The sequence below is a fragment of the Parasphingorhabdus sp. genome (genome assembly GCF_059726685.1).
Map to the genome: position 1 here is coordinate 527,302 of NZ_AP041068.1, position 20,974 is coordinate 548,275.

General features: G+C 54.3%; 25 protein-coding genes. 15 read left to right on the forward strand and 10 right to left on the reverse strand.

What is annotated here, in order from left to right; all coding sequences use genetic code 11:
• The first annotated feature begins 15 nt into the window (after window positions 1-15).
• Window positions 16-345 (forward strand): hypothetical protein, encoded by a 330-nt coding sequence (locus tag AC6I9Z_RS02610; protein WP_109356069.1) that lies wholly within the window; start codon window positions 16-18, stop codon window positions 343-345.
• Window positions 346-350: 5 nt separating this feature from the next.
• On the opposite strand, the gene AC6I9Z_RS02615 is transcribed toward AC6I9Z_RS02610, so the two are convergent.
• The 3 genes from AC6I9Z_RS02615 to AC6I9Z_RS02625 form a co-directional block, all read right to left on the reverse strand.
• Complete coding sequence (locus tag AC6I9Z_RS02615; RefSeq protein ID WP_461457295.1) at window positions 351-698, reverse strand: nuclear transport factor 2 family protein; 348 nt, start codon at window positions 696-698, stop codon at window positions 351-353.
• A gap of 77 nt (window positions 699-775) precedes the next feature.
• Window positions 776-1,741, reverse strand: coding sequence for a subclass B3 metallo-beta-lactamase (gene bla / locus AC6I9Z_RS02620; protein ID WP_461457293.1), 966 nt, complete (start codon window positions 1,739-1,741; stop codon window positions 776-778).
• Window positions 1,742-1,790: 49 nt separating this feature from the next.
• Window positions 1,791-2,552 carry a helix-turn-helix domain-containing protein gene (locus AC6I9Z_RS02625; protein ID WP_162558982.1) on the reverse strand — a complete coding sequence of 254 codons (762 nt, stop codon included), beginning with the start codon at window positions 2,550-2,552 and terminating at the stop codon, window positions 1,791-1,793.
• Window positions 2,553-2,680: 128 nt separating this feature from the next.
• Between AC6I9Z_RS02625 and AC6I9Z_RS02630 the strand changes: the two genes are divergently transcribed.
• The gene (locus AC6I9Z_RS02630; RefSeq protein WP_461457290.1) at window positions 2,681-3,118 is read left to right on the forward strand and encodes a hypothetical protein; all 438 of its coding nucleotides are present in this window, start codon (window positions 2,681-2,683) and stop codon (window positions 3,116-3,118) included.
• Here AC6I9Z_RS02630 and AC6I9Z_RS02635 read toward each other — a convergent pair whose 3' ends face one another.
• Window positions 3,119-4,105, reverse strand: a complete 987-nt coding sequence (locus AC6I9Z_RS02635) for an SDR family oxidoreductase (RefSeq protein ID WP_461457288.1) — start codon at window positions 4,103-4,105, stop codon at window positions 3,119-3,121.
• An 89-nt stretch (window positions 4,106-4,194) separates the two neighbouring features.
• Between AC6I9Z_RS02635 and AC6I9Z_RS02640 the strand changes: the two genes are divergently transcribed.
• The 4 genes from AC6I9Z_RS02640 (at window position 4,195) to pgmG (ending at window position 7,963) form a co-directional block, all read left to right on the forward strand.
• Entirely contained in the window at window positions 4,195-5,031 is an 837-nt protein-coding gene (locus AC6I9Z_RS02640) for a TauD/TfdA dioxygenase family protein (RefSeq protein WP_461457286.1), read from the forward strand.
• Window positions 5,032-5,181: 150 nt separating this feature from the next.
• A complete protein-coding gene (locus AC6I9Z_RS02645; RefSeq protein ID WP_461457284.1) occupies window positions 5,182-5,994 on the forward strand; it encodes a division plane positioning ATPase MipZ in 813 nt (270 codons plus the stop codon).
• Window positions 5,995-5,997: 3 nt separating this feature from the next.
• A complete protein-coding gene (locus tag AC6I9Z_RS02650) occupies window positions 5,998-6,432 on the forward strand; it encodes a J domain-containing protein (RefSeq protein ID WP_461457282.1) in 435 nt (144 codons plus the stop codon).
• A gap of 121 nt (window positions 6,433-6,553) precedes the next feature.
• Window positions 6,554-7,963 (forward strand): phosphoglucomutase/phosphomannomutase PgmG, encoded by a 1,410-nt coding sequence (gene pgmG / locus AC6I9Z_RS02655; RefSeq protein WP_461457280.1) that lies wholly within the window; start codon window positions 6,554-6,556, stop codon window positions 7,961-7,963.
• A 324-nt stretch (window positions 7,964-8,287) separates the two neighbouring features.
• Here the strand turns inward: pgmG and AC6I9Z_RS02660 are convergent, their stop codons facing one another.
• Together AC6I9Z_RS02660 and AC6I9Z_RS02665 are read right to left on the reverse strand one after the other, a co-directional pair.
• Complete coding sequence (locus AC6I9Z_RS02660; RefSeq protein WP_461457279.1) at window positions 8,288-8,911, reverse strand: outer membrane protein; 624 nt, start codon at window positions 8,909-8,911, stop codon at window positions 8,288-8,290.
• A gap of 145 nt (window positions 8,912-9,056) precedes the next feature.
• Window positions 9,057-9,440, reverse strand: coding sequence for a YMGG-like glycine zipper-containing protein (locus tag AC6I9Z_RS02665; RefSeq protein WP_461457277.1), 384 nt, complete (start codon window positions 9,438-9,440; stop codon window positions 9,057-9,059).
• Window positions 9,441-9,632: 192 nt separating this feature from the next.
• On the opposite strand from AC6I9Z_RS02665, the gene AC6I9Z_RS02670 reads away from it, so the two are divergent.
• The 3 genes from AC6I9Z_RS02670 to AC6I9Z_RS02680 are packed head-to-tail and all read left to right on the forward strand — an operon-like array spanning window position 9,633 to window position 10,755.
• Window positions 9,633-10,115, forward strand: a complete 483-nt coding sequence (locus tag AC6I9Z_RS02670; RefSeq protein WP_461457276.1) for a hypothetical protein — start codon at window positions 9,633-9,635, stop codon at window positions 10,113-10,115.
• Window positions 10,115-10,339 carry a helix-turn-helix domain-containing protein gene (locus AC6I9Z_RS02675; protein WP_461457274.1) on the forward strand — a complete coding sequence of 75 codons (225 nt, stop codon included), beginning with the start codon at window positions 10,115-10,117 and terminating at the stop codon, window positions 10,337-10,339. The genes AC6I9Z_RS02670 and AC6I9Z_RS02675 overlap by 1 nt, the downstream gene beginning before the upstream one ends.
• Window positions 10,340-10,347: 8 nt before the next feature.
• A complete protein-coding gene (locus AC6I9Z_RS02680) occupies window positions 10,348-10,755 on the forward strand; it encodes a DUF1801 domain-containing protein (protein ID WP_461457272.1) in 408 nt (135 codons plus the stop codon).
• On the opposite strand, the gene AC6I9Z_RS02685 is transcribed toward AC6I9Z_RS02680, so the two are convergent.
• Window positions 10,724-11,839: an AI-2E family transporter gene (locus tag AC6I9Z_RS02685; RefSeq protein WP_461457270.1), complete on the reverse strand. Its 1,116-nt coding sequence runs from the start codon at window positions 11,837-11,839 to the stop codon at window positions 10,724-10,726. The genes AC6I9Z_RS02680 and AC6I9Z_RS02685 overlap by 32 nt on opposite strands.
• Window positions 11,840-11,980: 141 nt before the next feature.
• Here AC6I9Z_RS02685 and AC6I9Z_RS02690 point away from each other — a divergent pair, with 141 nt between their 5' ends.
• The 5 genes from AC6I9Z_RS02690 (at window position 11,981) to AC6I9Z_RS02710 (ending at window position 18,229) form a co-directional block, all read left to right on the forward strand.
• Window positions 11,981-12,928 (forward strand): MBL fold metallo-hydrolase, encoded by a 948-nt coding sequence (locus tag AC6I9Z_RS02690; RefSeq protein WP_461457268.1) that lies wholly within the window; start codon window positions 11,981-11,983, stop codon window positions 12,926-12,928.
• Window positions 12,929-13,009: 81 nt separating this feature from the next.
• Window positions 13,010-13,681 (forward strand): crotonase/enoyl-CoA hydratase family protein, encoded by a 672-nt coding sequence (locus tag AC6I9Z_RS02695; protein ID WP_461457266.1) that lies wholly within the window; start codon window positions 13,010-13,012, stop codon window positions 13,679-13,681.
• Window positions 13,682-13,712: 31 nt separating this feature from the next.
• Window positions 13,713-16,148 carry a ligase-associated DNA damage response DEXH box helicase gene (locus AC6I9Z_RS02700; protein ID WP_461457264.1) on the forward strand — a complete coding sequence of 812 codons (2,436 nt, stop codon included), beginning with the start codon at window positions 13,713-13,715 and terminating at the stop codon, window positions 16,146-16,148.
• Between the two features lie 60 nt (window positions 16,149-16,208).
• A complete protein-coding gene (locus AC6I9Z_RS02705) occupies window positions 16,209-17,192 on the forward strand; it encodes an aspartyl protease family protein (RefSeq protein WP_461457262.1) in 984 nt (327 codons plus the stop codon).
• 59 nt (window positions 17,193-17,251) lie between these two features.
• Window positions 17,252-18,229 (forward strand): aspartyl protease family protein, encoded by a 978-nt coding sequence (locus AC6I9Z_RS02710; RefSeq protein WP_461457260.1) that lies wholly within the window; start codon window positions 17,252-17,254, stop codon window positions 18,227-18,229.
• Window positions 18,230-18,231: 2 nt separating this feature from the next.
• Here the strand turns inward: AC6I9Z_RS02710 and AC6I9Z_RS02715 are convergent, their stop codons facing one another.
• The 3 genes from AC6I9Z_RS02715 to trhO are packed head-to-tail and all read right to left on the reverse strand — an operon-like array spanning window position 18,232 to window position 20,136.
• A complete protein-coding gene (locus AC6I9Z_RS02715; RefSeq protein WP_461457258.1) occupies window positions 18,232-18,489 on the reverse strand; it encodes a hypothetical protein in 258 nt (85 codons plus the stop codon).
• 55 nt (window positions 18,490-18,544) lie between these two features.
• Window positions 18,545-19,201: a glutathione S-transferase gene (locus tag AC6I9Z_RS02720; RefSeq protein ID WP_461457256.1), complete on the reverse strand. Its 657-nt coding sequence runs from the start codon at window positions 19,199-19,201 to the stop codon at window positions 18,545-18,547.
• Complete coding sequence (trhO, locus tag AC6I9Z_RS02725) at window positions 19,198-20,136, reverse strand: oxygen-dependent tRNA uridine(34) hydroxylase TrhO (RefSeq protein WP_461457254.1); 939 nt, start codon at window positions 20,134-20,136, stop codon at window positions 19,198-19,200. Before trhO ends, AC6I9Z_RS02720 begins: the two co-directional genes overlap by 4 nt.
• A gap of 81 nt (window positions 20,137-20,217) precedes the next feature.
• Between trhO and pdeM the strand changes: the two genes are divergently transcribed.
• A complete protein-coding gene (pdeM, locus tag AC6I9Z_RS02730) occupies window positions 20,218-20,958 on the forward strand; it encodes a ligase-associated DNA damage response endonuclease PdeM (protein WP_461457252.1) in 741 nt (246 codons plus the stop codon).
• The last annotated feature ends 16 nt before the right edge of the window (window positions 20,959-20,974 follow it).

Consider the following 20,974-nt stretch of genomic DNA (forward strand, 5'->3'; position numbering starts at 1 on the left):
CTTGGAGGAACCGGAATGACCGTTAGTGCAGAAATTGCCGTCCTTATCGGCGCCGTGGTCGGCGCGGTTGCTTCGCTCGCGACTGTGTTTCTCACCCATTGGCTGGCCAAGCGCCGCGAATATCGGCTGGATGACAAGCGCAAAGAGCGGCTGATCCTTTTGCTGCGCGGCGAAAAATATAAGTGGCGCAGTATCGAGACATTATCGTCCGCTGTCGGTGCGGATATCATCAAGACCAAAGAGTTGCTGATCGAGATTGATGCGCGCCAAAGCCTGTCAAACAACAGTTCATGGGGCCTGATATCGCGCAATCCCTATCCGGAAGATATTCAACCGAAGGATTAAAAGTGCTATCCTTTGGGCACCGCATAAAAGTCGCGATAGGATGTCAGCTGGCCATCCGCGACCTTGTATAGTCCAACCCCCTCAATATCGCCTTCAGGTCTTTTCCAGAGCCAGCGCGACCAGGCAACATGTTCGTCGCCGGCTATCTCCAGCACTTCGAAATACATTTTCTTGTCCGCCAGTTCCTTGGTCAATCCGGCGAGCAGTTTTTCAATAGCCGGCTTGCCCTCAACCCGCCCGATGGCTGGATCTTCGAACACCGCATTGTCGGCAAACAAGGGGCTAAGCTTTGTATAATCATGCTCGTTCTGGATCTCCCAGAATTTCTCGATGACCTGTTTGGCGTTTGACATATTCTGCTCCTGTGAACGGCTAGTCAGGAAGGAATAGGCTTGAAGCCAGCCCGGCGACAAGTGCCCTTTTGACTAGCCTAGGGCGCTGAATTAGCTGATTGTTTTTGCAGCGCATCCTTGAACCAACCTTCCACCCGGACAATAAACTTCCCAAAAGCCTGATCATCGACAAAGGCTAGCGGATCGCCAGCTCGTTGCCGTTCGCGCTTTTTCATCAATCCAAAAAAACCAGGATGGTTGGCAAGAAAGACATCCGGTGTCCAATCGCGCGTCTTGTCAAACGTACTGCGATAATCCTCGACAATGCCTTCATATTGCGGCGGATTGGCCAGCCGGTTGGCGGCCACGGTGGCAGAGCAGAAGACCAGCACCTCGTAATATTTTCCGCCCTGTTCGATATCCATGGTCCAGGAGGTGCAACCGCGCGAGTGACCGGGGGTGATATGGGCTGTGAGCGCAACACCGCCATGACTTACCTTCTCTCCGTCGGCGATGATGCGATCGACCTTCACCGGCGGTGCGAACAGAAAGTCCTGATCTTCCGACCCAAGATAGAAACCACCTTCCAGCGCGGAGCGATCACCTTCGCTAGCAATCATCTCGGCACCGCTCATTGCTTTCAGGTCGGCCAGCCCGCCAGAATGATCGAGATGTGCATGGCTGTTGAGGAGGATTTTTATATCCTTGGGATCATAGCCGAGCTGGGTGATGGCCTCTGCAACCATCGGTCCGTGATCGGGCATGCCGCCATCAATAACGATATGGCCGTCTTGGGTCGGGATGAAAAACATACCCAACCCCTCAGTTCCGACATAATAGATGCCTGCACCATCCTCGCCAATCACCTGAAAAGGTTCTACAGCAGCATACCAGCTCGGGTTATCCTTGCGCCACTTGGCAAGATTTTCGGCCGAGACCCTATTTTCTGGCAAAGATTCTGTTTTGATCATGCCGGCATTTTTCGGGCTTTCAGTAAGATCGGGCCCGGGCGTGCAAGCCGCCAGAGACAACAGCGGCAAGGCTAAGAAACCCATCTTCAGCATGTTAAAAACTCCACTCCCCGACAAACCCTCCGCTGCCAGATGCCCGTCGCTACCTTTCGAAAAACTGAATGGTTTCATCGTCCATTGGGAACATCAGTTCAATACGCGTTTCGCCTGCCTGTGTATCCTGCACGGAGCCAAATTGCGAGATAGTCGAAAAGAGCGACAAGCGATTTTCACCAACCCGCAAGATGGTGGGAATGACCGCCTGGTTGAGATTGATCGAAGCAAGATCGGCATTTTTTACCCGGTCCAGATCAGACACACGCTGCATCAAGGCAGATAGTTTCTCATCGCCGCCAAGCTCCAATATTTCAGTGCGTAAGCGGGTCAGCGATAGCATCGCTACTTCGTCCCAATTTTCAATAAGGTCCATTTCGGCACTTTTGATCAAAACCTCCATCAGATTCACCGTCTGGCCCGGACCAGCCAGCGCCAACAGCATTTGCGATCCCTTGTTGGACCGTACGACATTCCAGTGCCGGTCCACCGCAATGCCAGGATAGGGGTCATGATGGTCGAGCATGGTTGCAATCGCCTGATGAACAGGCGCGAGTTCCGGTGCATCATCTGGCAAACTGGGATAAATGGCCGCAAAACCGGCTGCATTTAAAGCCTGATTGGCAGTGCCGCGCGGGAGTTTCAGGGCCTCCGACAGCCGCAATACCATAGCCCGGCTGGGATTGGAGCGACCCGATTCGAGAAAGCTGAGATGGCGCGCCGACATGTCGGCCTCCAGCGACAGATCAAGCTGACTGAACCGGCGTAACTTGCGCCATTCCTTCAATATACTGCCAAATTCTGTCTGCATCTCCATCTCCTCCAACCAATATTATTGCACCATGCCAGCGCAGCACAAGGGGCGCACTTACCTGTCAGGTAATTGTTTTCACTATCCGTATCGGGTTTCATTACCGGGAAACAAAAAGGAGATAGATCATGTCACCCACAACTGCAGCGCGCGCCATGCGTATCATCGGCGCCTTTTCGATCATCACCGCCGTCCTGTTTGCTTTGGCGGGCGTGACGGATTTCACCGGCATGAATGATATGTTTTTCAATCTGGCCTCCTCCGGAAGCCAAGGCGTGGCCGGCCTGACGACGCCAGAATCGAAACTTGCCATGGCGATAGCCGGCGGCGTGTTCGGCGGACTGGGTGCAATGTATCTGTTCATCTCTGCGCCCGGTGTGGAACAGGGCAATGAGTTGATCCGGCGCGGATCCATCTATGTGTTTCTGACCTGGTTTGTGATCGATAGCAGCGCTTCGGTCGCGTCGGGCAACGCGACGAATGTGATCCCCAATCTGGTCTTCCTAGCCTTTTACATGGCACCGCTTTTACTCGCCAAACAAGCCGGCGCGGCGGTTAACGCCTGATCAGCCGCGTTCATGCACATCCTTGATCCAGGGGCCAAAAGGTGAATTGCCCAACATGGCCACCTGGGTCTTGGCACTGACCTCGTTGATCGCTGTCTGGGGTTTGCGCCCAGGATGAACAGGAACACGTAGCGGCCGCTTGCCCGGACCCATCGCGATCAGGCCGGCAATAGCACGCGGCACATCCATTGGATCGGTAGAACCGCCACCATCGCGCAGCGCCCCCGCCACCAGTTCCGGATAGGCCGCCTTGCGTTCTTCGGTCGCCCGCTCCAGCATCGGTCCGGTCAGCTTGTTGCCATTCTCCCAGATCTTGGTCGGGTAGCCGCCCGGCTGCACCACCGTCACATCCACCCCGTGCGGCACCAGCTCATAGGCCATTTGCTCGCTCATCGATTCCAGCGCAAATTTGGTGGATGAATAAAGCCCCATGCCCGGCACCATTACCCGGCCGAGCTGAGACGAAACATTGATGATCAGTCCGGCTTTATTAGCACGCATCTTTGGTAAAGCTGCACGCGCCACCCGGTGCGGTCCAACAGTATTGGTCTCGAACAACAACTGTGTCGCCTCGACATCCTGCAGCTCGACCGGCGCACCCGTGCCTATACCAGCATTGTTGACGATGACATCCAGAGCGCCGCCGTTGAGCCGTTCTGCTTCCGCCACCGCCTTGGCAACGGATTCATCCGACAGCACATCAAGTTCCAATAACGTCAGGTCGGCGCCGTCTTTCGCCGCCGCTTCCAGTTTACCTGCTTCCTCACGCGGCATGTTTCGCATGGTGGCAAAGACTTTCGCACCCTGTTCAGCATAATGCAGCGCGCCCAGATAACCAAAGCCGGAAGAACAACCGGTGATCAGTACAGATTTTCCGGTCAGGTCGGTGTCTTCCTGCGCGGCGACCGACTGACAAGCAGTCAGCGCGATACCCGTTGCCGCGCCCGCAGCAAGCATCTGGCGGCGATTTAATTTGGTGTCGGTCATAGGCTGTGTTCCTTTATCGCAATTGCCCGTCCCAATATCACAGAAATAGGCTATATACCTATCCGATAATAAGATTCGGGAGAGAATAGGTGCAGATAACCAAAGCAAGCGAAGCTGTGGGCGCAATTGTCGAAGGTGTCGATCTAACGTCTTTAACCGATGACGAGTTCGTGGAAATCAGGGAAGCTTTTTTTGATTCCGGTGCATTGTTTTTCCGAAACCAGCAGCTGACACCAGAAGACCATATCGCCTTTGCAGAGCGTTGGAACGATATCGACATCAACCGCTTTTTCACGCCCGTCGAGGGCTACCCCCAAATTGCCAAAGTCTTGAAAGAACCAGATCAGGAAGTGAATATTGGCGGCGGCTGGCACACCGATCACAGTTATGACGAGATCCCCGCTATGGGTTCTATCCTCTACGCACTGGAAATCCCGCCGAGCGGCGGCGACACATTATTTGCCGGAATGCACGCTGCCTATGAAGCGCTGGATGACGAAATGAAAGTGCGTCTGGATGGCCTGCAGGCCCGGCACGGCAACGCCCATATTTTCGGTAAAGACAGCGCCTATCAAAAGAAATTTGGTGGCCGATTCGGCAATACTGAATCTGCTGTGCAAGAAGCAATCCATCCCGTGGTGCTCAGCCACCCCGAAACCGGAGCAAAGGGTCTCTATGTCAATCCGGGTTTCACATTGGAGATTGTCGATATGGACCCGGCGGAAAGCACGGCATTGCTGGATGAGCTTTATGCCCATATTCAGCAGCCGCAATTTCACTTTCGCCTGCAATGGCAAGAAGGCATGCTGGCTATGTGGGACAATCGTTCCACCTGGCATTATGCACTGAATGATTATCAGGGGCATCGCCGCTATCTCAACCGTATCACGATCGCCGGTGTGCCTCTGGACCAGGCATCGTCTTAAGCCGGGACAGTGGCCATATCATTGGTAAGTTTTTGTCACCTGCGCTTTTATTCAACAGCTGTTTAGGTTAGCACGGGCTTCAAGGCACCGGGTTTTGCGATTCATTCTGGTTTCAAATCCGGTTGTCAAAACGGGGGTGCAACAAAGCAGATGGTCGATAGCAAAGCGCATCATATAGTCTTTGCCAATGAAAAGGGCGGGACCGGCAAGTCCACCACCGCCGTTCATGTCGCCGTTGCGCTCGCCTATCAGGGCCATAAAGTCGCGGTCATCGATCTCGATCCACGCCAGCGCACCCTTTATCGCTATCTGGAAAATCGCAAAGCCACGATGGACCGGCTGAACATCGATATTCCGCAACCCTATTTCGAGGTGTTCGAACAGGATAATCTGGCGCGTTTGGAACAACTGGTTGAACGGATGGGCCATGGTGTCGATTATCTCTTGTTCGATACGCCGGGGCGCGATGACAAATTTGCTCGCTTTGTTGCCACCCGCGCCAATACACTGGTGACGCCTATTAACGACAGCTTCGTTGATTTTGATCTGATCGGCCAAGTCGACCCGGAAACCTTCAAGGTTCGCAAGCTCAGCTTTTATGCCGAATTGATCTGGGAAGCACGCAAGGCGCGCGCCAAAGCGGATGGCACGACCATCGACTGGGTGGTGCTGCGCAACCGTACCCAGCATGTCGAGGCACACAATATGCAGCGGGTCATTTCGGCTCTGACAGAATTATCACAACGGGTCGGCTTTCGGGTCATACCTGGCCTGAGTGAACGTGTGATCTACCGTGAGCTTTTCCCCGCCGGCTTGACGATGCTGGACAAAGAGCATCTCGGCCGCCTCGCCACCAGCCACATTGCGGCCCGGCAGGAATTGCGCGAACTGATCAAACATCTCGCCCTGCCGCAACCGGAAGGTGAGCGGCCCGTTTTTGGCAAACCCCAACTCGTTGCCTAAGCCATGACGTTCATGCTCATATTGAGCGGGTCCGTCATCGCCGCGCTCATATTGTCGGGCCGGGCCAAGACCATGGGCCCAAATGACTGGTTAGCGGTTGCTGTAGCGTTGGTTGGCGTTAATTTATGCCGCGGCGGTAACTGGATATTTGGTGGTGGATTGATAGTGGCGGCGTTGGCGTGGAGCGGCTCCAAGATTTTCGGTGCACGCAAAGCCGAGACGGAAGAAAATCGCAAGCCGCGTAATTTTGAACTGGACCGGGCGCGATCCTTATTAGGCATTGCCGAAGGAGCAGACCAAGCCGCGATCAATGCAGCGTGGCGATCACGCCTGACCGAACATCATCCTGACCGCGGCGGGGATGAAGAGCTGGCCCGTCAGATAAACCGGGCCCGCGACATTTTGCTGAAAGAATTGGAAGCGGCCAATCGCCGGTAAGCTGCCGGTCTGGTGCGATATGACGGCGATCCGGGGACTAGCTTTTGGACCACAGGCTTTCTATTACATCGCAACAAATACACCACGCGCCATGTTCGGCTCCCCCAAAGGAAAATAATTGATGACCGCACGTACATCCCATGACTTTCATCCAACCAGCCTGCGCGAATATGATATTCGCGGGATCATCGGCGAAACGCTGGATGAAGATGATGCCTATGCCATTGGTCGGGGCTTCGGTACGCTGATCGCACGGGCAGGGGGAACGGCGGTTGCGACCGGCTATGATGGGCGGACCAGTTCCCCGATGCTGGAAGATGCGCTGATTAAAGGTCTGAACGATGCTGGTGTGGACGCCGTTTCCATCGGCATGGGACCAACCCCGATGCTCTATTATGCCGAATGTGTCTTAGAACAGGTGCAGGGCGGCATCGAGATAACCGGCAGCCATAATCCCGCCAATTATAATGGCTTCAAAATGGTATTTCAGGGACGACCCTTTTTCGGAGCGGACATCCAGAAGCTCGGCACGATGGCGGCAAGCGGTGACTGGGAGGCGGCAGTCGATGACGCGGTTGGCAGCATCGAACGCATTGATATCATGGATGAATATGTTGCCCGATTGACCAAGAATTTTACGGGTGACGCGTTGAAGATCGGCTGGGACGCGGGCAATGGCGCGGCTGGCCCTGTTATTGAGAAGCTCACTGCCAACCTGCCCGGTGAGCATCATCTCCTTTTTACCGATGTCGATGGCAATTTTCCCAATCATCATCCCGATCCAACCGAAGAAAAGAATCTCGCCGATCTGAAGGCGCTTGTCGCCGACAAGAAGCTCGATTTCGGAGTAGCTTTTGACGGTGATGGCGACCGGATAGGTGCAATTGACGGAGAAGGGCGGGTGATCTGGGGTGATCAGCTACTGCAAATCTTCGCAGAGGATGTCCTGAAATCCGAGCCTGGAGCGACGATTATCGCAGACGTAAAGGCATCACAGGCGCTCTATGACCGGATCGCGGCACTCGGTGGCAAACCGCTGATGTGGAAAACCGGGCATAGCCTGATCAAGTCCAAAATGAAGGAAGTTTCTTCGCCGCTTGCCGGTGAAATGAGCGGTCATGTGTTCTTCAAGCATGATTATTACGGCTTTGACGATGCGCCTTATGCCGCCGTGCGGCTGATTCAGGCCGCAACCAACATCGGCAAAAGCGTGACCCAGCTGCGCAGCGATATGGTTGAGATGATCAACACGCCAGAAATGCGGTTTCAGGTCGATGAAAGTCGCAAATTCCCTGTGATCGAGGAGATACTTGAACGCCTTTCAGCAAGCAGTGCGGACGTCAACAATACTGATGGCGCACGGGTAAATACGGAAGACGGCTGGTGGCTGCTGCGAGCATCAAATACGCAGGATGTTTTGGTAGCCCGTGCCGAGGCCAAATCCAAGGAAGGACTGGAGCGGCTAATGGCGCAAATCGACGAGCAGCTGGCTTTGTCCGGTCTGGAGCGCGGGGAAACGGCGGGGCACTAGGCGCTTGGCAGCTGCCTGAATCACAAAGCGGACATTTCTTGATTGGATAGCGTAATGCCAATAGCAATATCAGGAGTTTCTGCTTCCCCAGACCAGTAACCGTACCAGCCAATAGCAGCAGCTGGATATGTCAGATCCACGACGCTCCAGGGAGGATTTTTTCTGAGGCTTATCAGCTGTACGGGGCTGCTCTCCTTGTGATGCTGTCATTTTCATTTTATCGTCGGCGTCCTTGTTCAGGAAGGAAGATAAGGTGAGGCCGGACGAGCGATCAGGGGATAATTGCCGTCGCCCGGCCTCCGGAGGAGCGCTTCTTGGGAGGGATCAGAAGCGCAGGGTCAAACCACCAAGAACCTGATTGGAGCCGAGGGAAGCCTCATTGTCATTGCGGCGATATTCGACACGGAATGATGCGTTTCTGTTTATCGCATATTCAAGGCCGCCGCCGTAAATCAGGCCATCACCCGTTACCTTGTCCGTAGCAACTGCAGTGTCGTTTCCTGCCGCAAATCCGCGAACTGTGTAGCGGTTAAGGCCGTAACCGAACCGACCATAGGCCAGAAGATTGGGGGTGAGTGCGACACCGGCTCTGGCCGACGCGCTGGCATTCCATTTGGAATCCAGCTCAATCGAACCACCTCCGGGCAGGGTAGAACGCAGTGTTTTGCCATTGGGGCTAAAATCGGCCTCCACGCCCAGAACAAAACTGCCAAACTGCGCATCATATCCTGCAAAACCGCCATAGGAGATTCCGCTGGCTTTGTCGTTTAGTCGCGCACTATTGGGCGCAGGTAGCAAGGTTTCATCTATCTTGCGGCGCTCCCATCCAGCTTGCACGCCAACTTTTACGCCTTCAAAATTCTCATCGTCGCTCTGCGCATGAGCGGACGATGCTCCGGTCAGAACGCCGAAAGCGGCGATGGTGGAAATCATTAGGGTCTTCTTCATTTTATGTCCTTTCTCGACATTTTGGGGAAAATTTGGGCGCAAGAGTCCTTCTTCGGAAAACATGCCCCGATGGTTGTTTTGTTGATTTTGTGAAATTTGCGGTCGTGACCGACTGGATCAGATTGCTAAGAAATCTCGTATTTTATCAGCCGACAACGGCGTGACCGCGACCACTCATACAGCGAATAACAATGTCTTTTCGATCCGTTCGGGTATCAGCGGCGCCGCTCGCACCGCCGATCAGGCCGCCCAAAAGCGCACCGACTATCGCACCCTCTACTGAGTCATCTTCTATGGCCCCTACCGCGCCGCCGACAACGGCACCGGCCAAAGCCGAAGTCTTGGTATCCCCATTGTCATAGCGCTTCGTTTTCGCAAGTGCCTGACAATCGGCAAGATCTGCATGATAGGCTTCATCCTCATAGCCATCGACTATCGGCCGATATCCGGATGCGGTATTTGCACACCCTCCCAGGACAAGGCTGCCACAGGCGATTGCCATAATAGCGTTGCTTCTCTGAATTCTCATTTCTGCGTTTCCTTCAATGTATATTTCGATTGCATATCGCCAGCTACACTCTAAAATCTTTCTGAAACATGAATATTTTTTATTGTTTTGCAATAATTTTTATCTGTCATCCAAAAGGTAGTTTCTATGAAACGAAAATCTTACATTCAGAATCGATGGCTTTATCGCCTCTTGCGCGTTGTTGCAGGGGTCATGACTTCGCTGGTCGGATTGTTCATTATTCTTACGGCCCTGACTGCGCTGGCCGGGGATATGGAGCTATTGACCGATATGATCGAAATCGAGTCAGACGATCCGAATCTGGGTCTGGCCGCACAGATTGCTCTGGTGGTTACAAGCGGACTTGCAGTCCTGACTTTCCTGCTGCTTTTCCGGTCCATCAATCGGTTTCTGGCTCACGCAGAAAAAGGCGAGCTATTTTTGGACAGTGCGGCCAATGCGTTGTCCAGAATGGGTATCTCCATGATATTGCTATATGTTGTTTTCCTTGGTTTTGACGTCCTCTTGCCGATGCTCATCGAGCCGGATTCGATCCTTGAGAATAGCGTTGATTTCCTTGTCTATCTGATCGATCTCAATGCTCTGGGTTTGCTCATCGGCATTGTTCTGTTGGCGCTGGCAGGAGCCCTGCGCGAAGGACGCGAGCTTCAAGACGAACTGAGGCAGATCGTCTGATGACCATAGAAGTAACCCTTGATGTCATGCTGGCCGTCCGGAAAGTTAAGTCCAAAGATCTTGCCGCTCATGTGGGCATTACGGACGCCAATCTCTCCCTGCTAAAATCGGGAAAGGTCAAAGGCATTCGTTTTGAAACGCTTTCCAAAATCTGTGAGTATCTGGATTGTACGCCGGGAGAACTACTGCGCTATGTGCCTGGCGCTTCGGCTGATGAAAAATAGGTGACATCATGAACACCACGCTACCATCGCAAACCCAGGCAGTTTTCGACGGCCTTCCCCCAGCCATGGCTGATCGGCTGGTGACGCTGCGGGCGCTGATATTTGAGACCGCTGCCGACAATCCGGCAATCGGGCCGCTGGAGGAAACGCTCAAATGGGGTCAGCCAGCATATCTGACGCCTGCTACCAAATCCGGTACGACCATCCGTATTGATCGCCACAAAAAAACCGGCAGCGCTTATGCCGTCTATGTGCATTGCCAGTCCAATCTGATCGAACGCTGCAGGCAATTATATGGCGATATACTGACATTTGAAGGCAACCGCGCGATTATCTTTGACGTCGATAATGAACTACCGACCGAGGCAGTAAAACACTGCCTTTCTATGGCCTTGACTTACCATCTGCGATCCTGACTTTCGCCATTCGCTCTCTCTCGCTCTTGTTCATTTCGGCAAAAATCCGCCAGACCGCGATAAACAAGGCGGCCAGTAGCGGCCCGATGACAATACCATTAAAGCCGAACAGCTGCAGCCCACCCAATGTCGAGATCAACACAACATAGTCCGGCATGCGCGTGTCCCGGCCGACCAATATTGGCCGGACGATATTATCGACCAAGCTGATGACGAATATACCGGCGAGGATAAGAACAACCCCCTGCCAAATCGATCCTGTAACCAGTAAATAGATCGCAACCGGCACCCAGACAAAACCGGTTCCAATCGCAGGAATGAGCGACAATATCGCCATCGAAACGGCCCAAAGCAAAGCGCCGCGAATATCCAGCGCCCAGAATATCAGCCCGCCGATCGTTCCCTGCAGCAATGCAACAACAAAGCTGCCCTTTATCGTGGCGATGATGACGACAAAAAACTTGTCGATCAGGATGGCACTCTTGCTCTCAGACAGCGGGACGATATTTTCAATCTGGGCAGCCAGGGCGCGCCCGTCACGCAGCAGGAAGAATGTCAGATAGAGCATGACGCCCAGAGCGAGCAGGAATCGAAACGCTCCCTGACCGAAGCTAAGCGCCTGCGCGATCAGAAATTCAAGACTGCTGCCAATCGCTTCTTCAATTTGTGGCCGAACGGTTGCCAGATCGCCATAGCCCATAGCCGCAATTTGATTTTGCGCCCATGATGGCAGGCTATTTTGAAAGGCTATGAAGGCGCCGCCAAAATCGATCTCCCCCGCCTGGATGCTGGCATAGGCGCTGGTTGCCTCTCGCACCAGGGCCATGCCCAGCAAAATAGCAGGAACGATAACCAGAAGAATAACAAGGATCAGCGTCAGAAAAGCAGCAAGATTGACCCGCGGCGACAGCCAGCCGGATATTTTTTGATAGACGGGCTGGAACAGAACCGCAACGACAACGCCCCAGACTATCGCGCCAAAAAACGGCTCGATCAGCATCGCAAAGGCCAGTGAGATAATCACCAACAGCGCCAGCACGAAAAGCCGTTCTATTCCAAATTGGGGGCGCTCTGATTCATTCATATATTTTCGGCCACTTTGGTATAACAATTTGAGTTTTTACACAATAAATCCCGAAACCACACCCCATTTCGGTCCTCTATCCAAATGGTCCGAAAGCTGCCAGAACAGGCAAAACGAAAAAACAATGAAGCGAGAGGTAACATGGGCAATATTCCCTTCCAGAAAGGCCTGTACGAAACCGGCAATGGCATCTTCGCCTATTTGCAGCCTGATGGCGGCTGGGGCTGGTCCAATGCCGGGCTGATTACTGATGGCGGGCAATCTTTGCTCGTCGATACATTGTTCGATGCCAGCCTCACCCGCGATATGCTGGCGACTATGGCTGATGCTGCAGGTGTCGGCGCCGATGACATTGGAACTATCGTCAACACGCATGCGAACGGAGATCATACCCATGGCAATGGCTGCTGCCAGCATGCCGAAGTGATTGCATCAAAGGCCAGCGCCAAAGAAATGGACGAGCTGCCCGCACCTGCCCTGGCGGCAATCATGGCACAGGCAAAAGACTTGGGCCCGACCGGGCAATATCTCGTCGATATTTTCGGCAGCTTTGACTTTACCGATGTCGCGGAAAAACACCCAACCAAGACATTCAGCGGGGAATATAGCGTAACAGTCGGTGATAAACAGGTTGACCTGATCGAGGTCGGTCCCGCCCATACTGCTGGCGACGTTCTGGTTCATGCGCCCGGCGACAAGACTGTTTTCACCGGCGATATCCTGTTTATCGAAGGCACGCCGATTATGTGGGCCGGGCCGGTATCTAACTGGATCGCAGCCTGTGATCATATCATCAATCTCGAAGCGGAGACGATCGTGCCCGGCCATGGTCCGATCACCGATGAAGCGGGCGTAAGGCGAGTGCAAGACTATCTGCACTATATCGATGGAGAAGCGCGCAAACGCTACGATGCAGGCCTATCGGTACGGGATGCCGCCCATGATATCCGGCTGGGCGACTTTTCCAGTTGGGGCGATAGCGAACGGATCGCGGTCAATGTTTCGACGCTGTACCGGGAATATGCAGGCGACACTACGCCCCCTGATGTCACTCAATTATTCGGGCTAATGGCCGAATTGAAACGCTAGACCTCTTTTTCACTGCCACAAATAGCGATTGCTTTATGGTCAAATTTAATTGATTGATTAAATTTTAGTCTGGAGGCCGAAATGAGTATTATAGTCACGATAGACGGGGACATTGCCCATCTGGCGATGGATGATGGCAAAGCCAATGCGATCAACCCTGATTGGATGACCGATTTTGTCGCAAAGTTTGAAGAAGCGGAAAGCGGTGCCAAGGCCGTCATCCTGTCTGGCCGCGAAGGTGTCTTCAGCGGCGGATTTGATCTCAAATGGCTGGCCGCTGAAGGCGCGGCGCGCTCTGGCGAGCTGCTGGATCAGGCAAGCCAGATGCTGATCAAAGTCTATGGCAGCCGGGTTCCGGTTGTTGCCGCATGTAATGGCCATTCCATTGCCATGGGTGCGTTTCTGTTGCTGACCTGCGATACCCGCATCGGCGCCAAAGGGGCGTTTCGATATGGAGCGAACGAGACGATTAACAACATGAATCTGCCGGTCTTTGCGGTTGAGCTTCCCAAAGCGCGCTTAGACGGCCGCAAGCTTACCCAAGCGCTGATTCAGTCGCAGCTCTACGAGCCAGCCGAAGCTATGGACGTGGGATATATCGACATATTGGTCGACGCCGAACAGGTTATGGAAACAGCAAAAGCACAGGCCGAACTGCTCAGCAAACTTCCCGGGCGTGCATATGGCGCCAATAAACTGGCCGTGCGCAAACCCACGCTCGATCTCATTGAAGCGGCGATAGGGACCTACTAGATATCTCAGCTGCGCTGCTTATGGTGAAGTGATGAGCGGCAACGCACTTCCTAAACCTCTTTCCGACTGGTTCGCCTCGCGCAAATGGACGGTGCGTCGGCATCAGCTGGAAATGCTCGAAGCTGCGAGGGCGGCGAGGCATGCCTTGCTTACCGCACCCACAGGCGCGGGCAAGACACTGGCCGGGTTTCTGCCAACGCTGGTGGATTTGATCGAGCAGCCCGATTTTGATGGACTGCACACGCTCTATATATCTCCGCTCAAGGCCTTGGCGGTCGACGTACAGCGCAACCTGCTGACGCCGATTGACGAAATGGGTCTGCCAATCAAGGTCGAGACCCGCAGCGGGGATACGCCCGCCAATCGCAAGGCGCGCCAGCGCGTCAAGCCGCCGCAAATATTACTGACCACACCAGAATCGCTCAACCTGCTGCTCAGCCAGGAAGACAGTTTCACGCTCTTTGCGAAACTGAAGCATGTGATCATCGATGAAGTGCACGCTTTTGCATCCGGCAAACGCGGTGACCTGCTTTCCTTATCACTGGCCCGGCTACAGCGGATTGCGCCGGATATGCGCCGCGCCGCCTTGTCGGCAACCGTGGCCGACCCTGATGATTTCCGCGCATGGCTGGCACCCTATGGCGATATTGACGCTGTCACCCATGTGCTGGGCGAAGAGGGCGCACCTGCTGACATAGCAATCATGATCCCCGAAACGCCGGAAGGCGACAAGATCCGCGTACCATGGGCGGGGCATGCCGGTGTCTATGCCGTCCCGCAGGTGATGGAGCAGATCAAAGCCAACCGGATGACACTGGTTTTCACCAACACCCGTTTTCTGGCCGAGTTTATCTTCCAGAAACTATGGGAGATAAATGACGACACCCTGCCGATCGGGGTGCATCACGGCAGCCTCTCCAAAGAAGCCCGGCGAAAAGTCGAGAATGCCATGGCCTCTGGCAAGATGCGCGCGCTGGTCTGTACGGCTTCCCTGGATCTCGGCGTCGATTGGGGCGATATAGATTGTGTGATCCAAATGGGCGCGCCCAAGGGCAGCTCGCGCCTGCTCCAGCGCATTGGCCGCGCCAATCACCGGCTCGATGTCTCGTCCAAGGCTTTGCTGGTCCCCGGTAACCGTTTTGAATATCTCGAAGCCCAGGCGGCACTGGATGCCGTCAATGAAGGCAGGCGAGATGGGGAGCCTTTTCGCCCCGGCGGGCTCGATGTCCTCGCACAACATGTCATGACCTGCGCTTGCGCCGCGCCATTTCAGGAAGATGATTTGCTCGAAGAGCTGCAATCCTCACTGCCCTACAGCACGCTCGACAGGGAGACGTTTGACCGCGTGCTCGGCTTCACGCGGGACGGCGGATACGCGCTGAAAGCCTATGACAAATTCAAACGCCTGCGGCGCGATGACAAGGGCGTGTGGCACCTTGTCCATCCGCGCTTTGCGACCCAGCACCGAATGAATGCCGGGACCATCGTCGATGCAGCGATGATGAATGTGCGGTTCAAAAATGGCCGGAATCTCGGCAAGGTGGAGGAGAGCTTCGCCGCCATCTTAAGCCCCGGCGATACGTTTTTTTTCGCGGGCATGAGCCTGGAGCTGATCAAGCTCGACACGTCCGACGTTATTGTGCGCGCAACCAAGAAAGCGGCGATGATCCCCAGCTATATGGGCCTGCGCCTGCCGCTCACCACGCATCTGTCGGACCGCGTGCGCAGTTTTCTGACCGACCGGGCAGGGTGGGCGCGTTTCCCCGATGATGTGCGCGAATGGTTGGAAATGCAGGACCATCGATCACGCCTGCCGGAACCCGGCGAGCTGCTAGTTGAAACCTTCCCGCACGAGGGCATGCACTATATGACGGCCTATAGCTTTGAAGGCTGGAACGCCCATCAATCGCTCGGTATGCTGCTGACGCGGCGGATGGAAACCCGGGGACTGAAACCCATCGGCTTTGTCGCCAATGATTATGCGCTCGCCTGCTGGAGTGTTGAGCCGGTAACTCATCCTGCACCACTGTTCAGTGCCGACATATTGGAAGACGAGTTTTTCGACTGGATCGAAGGTTCCTATCTGCTCAAACGTGCGTTTCGGGAAGTCGCTGTGATTAGCGGACTGGTCGACCGGCAACATCCTGGCAAGCGCAAGACCGGCAAGCAGGTGACTTTTTCCACCGACCTGATTTTCGACGTCTTGCGCAAATATGAGCCCGATCATCTGTTGATGCAGGCTGCCTGGGCCGACGCAAGGGCACGAATGACCGATGTCGCCCGACTCGGCGACCTGCTAGACCGGGCAGCGGGTTCCATGGTTCATGTCGAACTCGACCGGGTCAGTCCCCTTTCCGTACCTGTTTTGGTGATGATCGGCCGCGAACATGTGGCGCAAGGAGCTACGGATGACGCGCTGCTGATCGAAGCGGAAAGCCTGATTGAAGAGGCGATGCGCGGTGATTAGACAGGCTTGGTATTTCGAACATATTTGTCGCCTGCTAAAATTTCGGGTAACTAGCTATTGATGAGTATGTCTTTTCCCCTGACCGCAGTGTTACCGCTGCTATTTTCAGCCCAAATTGCCGAGCCGGCGGCGCCTTTGCCGGAAACGGCAGCCGCCATACCGGAAATTGTCGAACCCGAAGCGATATTGGCTGATCGCCTGCCCGATCAGTTCATCAAGCCGGATGCCGAACAAATAGAGATTACCGAAGACCGCAGGGCACGCATGACAGTTCCGGTCAGTATCGAAGGAAGTGGCCCTTTCAAGTTCATTATCGATACGGCAGCACAACGCACAATATTGTCGAAAGAAATTGCCGGTAGCCTGACCCTGGAACTGGAAGAAGAGGTCAATATCATTGCGTTGGCTGGCAACACGACAGTGCAAACCGTCTATGTTCCTGAATTGACTCTGGGCCGTCGCAGCTACGGGGGCATTATCGCGCCGACCTTTCGGTCAACCAATATTGGTGCCGATGGCGTATTGGGTCTCGATAGTCTGCAGGGACAGCGCATATTATTTGATTTTATCACCAGCGCCATTTCGGTCGAAGATACAGCGAAAAAGCGGAAGGCCCGCTCTCGCCGGGAAATCGTCGTCACCGCCAGACGCCGTTCCGGCCAGTTGATTTTTACCAATGCCGAAATTTCAGGTATCAAGGTCAGTGTAATCATCGATACTGGTGGAGAGCTTTCAATCGGAAACAAGGCGCTGCAACGCCGCTTGCGGATGAAGCGCTCGGCACTGCAACAGATTAGTCTGGTCGACGTGACCGGCCGTTCCATTGCGGCGGACTATGGTGTTGCCAGTGAGCTGCACATCGGTCGTGCGCGCTTTGGAGTGATTCCCATCGCCTTTGCCGATATCGCGCCTTTTGCCGCCCTGAACCTGCAAAAAAAGCCGGCCATGTTCCTGGGCATGGATGCGCTTCGGAAGTTTGACCGGATGGCGATCGATTTCGCCAACCGCAAAATCTATTTTCTTTTGCCGAAGGGCGCGACCTGATCGGGTTTTTGCTGCAAGCCCGATTAAAAGCAGGAAAGAATAACATTTAGCAGGAGAGTATGATGCCGCTTTTTTCCACCAACCTTTTCCCCGCCCTTGCCGCCTCCGCACTCGCCTTTGCCTATCCGGTACCAATGGGCCAATCGGTGGAACCCGGTAGCCTGACCAAACCGGAAAATGAAATTATTACCATCGACAAAGACCGTGCACAGCGAATGACTGTTCCAGTCAGTATTGAAGGCCGCGGACCATTTTCCTTTGTCATTGATACCGGTGCAGAGCGTACCGTTCTCTCTCGCAAAATTGCAAAAAACCTGGCGCTGGATGCCGAAGAACCAGCGCAGTTAATAAGCATCGCCGGCAGCAGCATGGTCGATATGGTTTATGTCCCCGAATTGACCCTCGGCAAGAAAAGCTATGACAGTTTGATCGCCCCGGTTCTGCTTGCCCGCCATATCGGCGCGGATGGAATATTGGGTCTTGATGGTCTGCAGGATCAACGGATATTATTCGACTTTATCAACAATCAGATTTCCATCGAAGACACGGCCGCTCCACAGCGGATGGCTTCAAACCGTGAAATTATTGTGACCGCGCGGCGCAAGTCCGGTCAACTTATCTTCACCGAAGCAACGATTTCCGGGCTCAAGGTCAATGTGATCGTTGATACCGGTGCGGAGGTTTCGATTGCCAACCTGGTTTTGAAAAGGCGGCTAATAAAACGCGCGAAAGAACTGGGTGAAGAAAACAGCCTGATCGCGGTGACAGGCCAGACACTGGGTGTGGAATTCGGCAAAGCCCGGGATTTTCGCATTGGCCGCGCCAAATTCGCCAACTTGCCGGTTGCTTTTGCCGATGCCCCGCCTTTTGAGCGGCTGGGTATGCATAAGAAACCAGCTTTGTTGCTCGGCATGGACGTGTTGCGTAAATTTGATCAGGTTGCAATCGACTTCAAGAAACGAAAAATCCATTTCCTGTTGCCAAAAGAGACAAGGCGCTATTTCGAGCAACCAAAAAACAGCCGCATTAATTCTTAAGGCTATTCGACCCCAGTCTCTTCATTATCCTCTGCGCTGTTTTCAGTATCCGCGCTATCTTCCAGCGCCTGTTGCTCAGCTTGCAGTTCCTCAAGCGCGGCATCGGCCTCTTCTTCGGTCAGTGACTCGTTGATTTCGGGCTGTGGCGGCATTTCTGCATCCACCGGCACCTCGTCATCCAGCACGGGCGCCTCCGCTTCCTCACTGCATGCGGATAACAGGCACAAAACGGGGGCGGTAATGATCAGGGCGATTTTCATTGCGGCATCCTTTGGCTGGTTTGGCTTTACTGAACAGCAATAGGGAGGCAAAAGTTTATCCCGGAAATGCGGGCTCGGTATCGCCTGTTTGCCACTGCGGATATTTTTTCATCGTACTGGCAAACAAGTCGGAGCCCAAATGCGCTGCTAGCCACTTTTGTAGTGCTGGCAGCGGCTCAGCGTCAAACCAGTTGCGATCATTATTGGCAAATTGGCGGACGAACGGAAAAATCGCAAAATCCGCCAGCCGAGGCTCGTTTCCCAGCAACTGCCCCTTTACGGCCAGCATTGCCTCCAGCTTCTTCAGAAATGCGAGGCCAGCGGAACGATGCGCTATCGGGTCAACATCATCATAGCGCGTCGGATATTTATAGCGGTCGAGATTGTCTTTGAAGTCACTGTCAGCTTCAGCGATCAAATCCGCGCCTGCCTCTCTATCATCCAGCCAGTCTGCCGGATCATTCCGCTCTAATGCCCAGTGCATGATTGCCAGGCTTTCATCAATGACCGCACCATCATCCTGCACCAGAACCGGGACTGTCGCCTTGGGCGAAGCGGCAATCATTTCCTCCGGCTTGTCGCGCAATACCACTTCTCGCAGGTGCACCTGTGTCTCACTGATCAGCAGCGCCATGCGCGCGCGCATTGCATAGGGACAACGCCGAAAACTATAGAGGATCGGCAAGTTATTTCCGGTCTCTGCGGGGCTCATGTTGTTCCCAGATGCTGACGGCCTTCCCGTGCCGCCCTTTCCACCTGACGCTGTCGTTCGCGATAGCGTTCGCGCTGTTCGTCCGTGCGACTGTCATAGCAATGGGGACAAGCCTCTCCCGGAACATATTTATCGGATGCGCGCTCTTCGGCATTCAGGGGCATCCGGCACGCATGGCATTGGTCATAATCGCTCTCTTTCAGCCCGTGACCAACGGCCACACGCTGATCGAACAGGAAACAATCACCATTCCAGCTGCTATTTTCTTCCGGCACATTTTCGAGATATTTAAGGATACCGCCCTTCAGATGATGGACATCATCAAAACCCTGTGCCTTCACATAGGCAGTGGCTTTCTCGCAGCGTATGCCGCCGGTGCAGAACATTGCGATTTTGGGCTGCTTTTCCGATTTTTCCTGCAACTGCCTGGAAAAATCATCAAACCAGCCCGGAAAATCACGAAATGTCTCTGTATCCGGATTAATCGCACCCTCGAAACTGCCAATCGCGACTTCATAGGCGTTGCGCGTGTCGATCACGACCGTGTCAGGATCGGCAATCATCGCATTCCAGTCCAGCGGGTCGACATATTCGCCCTTGGCCCGCGCGGCATCGATGCCGTCGACACCCATAGTAACTATCTCCTTTTTCAGCCGCACCTTCATACGCAGAAATGGCATATCTTCCGCATCAGAATATTTGACTTCCAGCCCGGTAAATTGTGGCAGGTTCCGCAGGAAAGCGATGACCGCATCTATGCCATCCGCTTCGCCCGCAATAGTCCCGTTAATCCCTTCGGGCGCAAGCAAGATCGTGCCTTTCAGCCCATTGGTTTCGCAGGCCGCGAGGATCTCTGGCTTCAATGCAGCCGGATCCTCGACCACAGCAAAATGATAGAGCGCCGCCACCTTGTATGAAAAATTTGATTCCGTCATGGCGCGCATATAGTCGGACCCGGCTTGAAATTCCAACCCTTCCCGCTTGCACGCGCGCCCTGATCGTCGCATAGCAGATAAATGGTTCCCCTTTCGTTCGCCAACCATCTGTTCCATGTGGCCGGTTCAGCGGCTTTGTACTGGCCGGTGCACAAGGCATTGCTGGTGGCCGACCTGCATCTTGAGAAAGCCAGCTTCTACGCGCGCCAGGGGCAGATGCTGCCACCTTATGACAGCCGTGCAACTCTGGATGAACTGTCCAGTCTGATCACAAAAACAGCTGCAGAGAAGGTCTTTTGTCTTGGCGATAATTATCACGATGATGACGGCGAGGCACGCTTGGAGGGCGAAGCGGCACGCTTGCTGGAAACGCTAACCCGAAACACGCGCTGGGTGTGGATCAGCGGCAATCATGACCGCGATGTAAGCGGCCTATGGGGCGGCGAAGTTATGACTGAATGGATTGGCGATGGTCTCGCTCTGCGTCACGAAGCGACGCCGGACACTGATCTGCCTGAAATTTCCGGTCATTTTCATCCTAAATTGCGCGTGCCCGTGCGCGGACGGCATGTGTCCCGGCGCTGTTTTGTCAAAGGCGAAAAGCATTTGATCATGCCAGCTTTTGGTGCGTTGACCGGCGGACTGGCAGCCAACCATAGCGCGATTGAAGAAGCTGTTGCAGGACCGGCGGAGGCGGTCATCGCACTTAAAGAAAAGCTTGTGTGCTTCGATCTCGGATTCGCGTCTGCATCATCCCGGTCGCAGCAGGAAACTGCTCCAAAAACCCAACTCACATTACCACTGGCCATAGCCAATAGCTGACTGCTAACAGCGCGGC